Origin of the sequence: Aeromonas sp. HMWF015 (assembly GCF_963878965.1) — a bacterium.
GTDB lineage: Bacteria > Pseudomonadota > Gammaproteobacteria > Enterobacterales > Aeromonadaceae > Aeromonas > Aeromonas veronii.
In genome coordinates, this window is the sequence record NZ_CAWNZT010000248.1 from 1 (window position 1) to 1,526 (window position 1,526).

The following is a 1,526-nucleotide window of genomic DNA, read 5'->3' on the forward strand; positions in this document are numbered from 1 at the left end:
TGAATGCAGCCAGGGTCTGCTGCTCTGAAGCGACCACCCCGTCCGGATTCTTTAATGACGGAGCCAGCTGGTTGACCATCTGCTCCCGCAGACCGATGCCACCACGTTTGACCATGCTCATCGCCAACTGGCTGTCATACATATCGCGATAGAGGGATTGTCCCTTGATGATCTTGTCGTCCTCATCCTGCAGGGCATCCGTCGCCGAGCGCATATGTTTGAGCACGGTTTGCAGAAAACTGACTTCAAACTGACCGGCTGCAGCATCCAGCGCGGCACGCTGATCCGGGTTGCTTTTGATTTGCTGCAATTCATTGAGATCCTGATAAAAACCGGGATCCGAGCTAATTCTGGTCATGATAGTCCTTAGATAACCACCAGCTCACCCTCAAGGGCACCAGCCTCATTGAGCGCTTGCAAGATGGCCATGACATCATCGGGGGTTGCCCCGAGTGAGTTGACAGCCTTGACGATCACTTCCAAAGAGGTGCCATCCGGCCAGACAAACATGTTGTTACGTTCCCGATCGACCTGGATCTTGGAGTTGGGGGTTGTCGTGGTCTGCCCGTTGGAGAAGGCGTTGGGCTGACTGACCGTCTGACTCTCGCCAATGGTCACCGTCAGACTGCCATGACTGACGGCAGCCTTGTGAACCTTGACCCCCTGCCCCATCACCACAGTGCCGGTTCGACTGTTGAAGACCACCTTCGGCCGCTCCTGACCCGGATCCACCTTGATATCCTCCAGCAGGGCCATAAACGCGATGCGCTGGCTCTCGTCCCTGGGGGCTGCAACCTGAACCCGCCCGGCACTCACCGCTCGGGCAACCGGCCCCAGCTGATGGTTGATGGCTCGCTCCACATTGCGCGCGGTCTTGAAGTTGGGTTGGTGCAGATTGAGGGTCACTTCCGGCTTTTCGGCAAAATTGCTGACCACCTCTCGCTCGATGGTGGCGCCATTGGGGATAATCCCGGCTGTCGGCACGTTAATCGTGACCGATGAACCTGATTGCCCTTCCGCTTTCACCCCGGCGACAACCAGATTACCCTGCGCCACGGCATAGACTTCACCGTCGATACCACGCAGGGGGGTCAGCAGCAGAGAACCGCCACGCAGACTCTTGGCATCACCAATGGAAGTCACGGTTACATCGAGCAACTGCCCCTTGCCAGCCAAGGCGGGTAGCGTGGCCTGAACCGAAACGGCTGCCACGTTCTTGAGCTTGGGATCGATATCGTCCGGTAACTGCACACCAAACTGTTTGAGCATGTTGGCCATGGATTGGCCGGTAAATTTGACCTGGCTTTTGTCGCCGGTCCCGGAGAGACCGACCACCAGACCATAACCCACCAGCTGGTTGGTTCTCAGCCCCTGCACATCGGCAATATCCAGCAAGGCTCGTTTGGCCGGTGCGGCAGCCTGACTAAACCAGGGCAAGCAGAGACACAGCAGGGCGATAAACCATCTGTTCATGTGATTCCTCAAAATGGCGCAAACGCCGAGCTAAAGAAGCGGCCCAGCCACCC

Annotated in this window: 2 protein-coding genes; both read right to left on the reverse strand. The window is 57.4% G+C overall.

Annotated features, from left to right (window positions below):
- Positions 1-358, reverse strand: a 358-nt coding sequence (locus AACS18_RS13190) for a rod-binding protein (protein WP_108612459.1), incomplete at its 3' end; no start/stop codon positions are given.
- Positions 359-366: 8 nt separating this feature from the next.
- Positions 367-1,473 (reverse strand): lateral flagellar basal body P-ring FlgIL, encoded by a 1,107-nt coding sequence (gene fgIL, locus AACS18_RS13195; RefSeq protein ID WP_040068883.1) that lies wholly within the window; start codon positions 1,471-1,473, stop codon positions 367-369.
- Between the last annotated feature and the right edge of the window lie 53 nt (positions 1,474-1,526).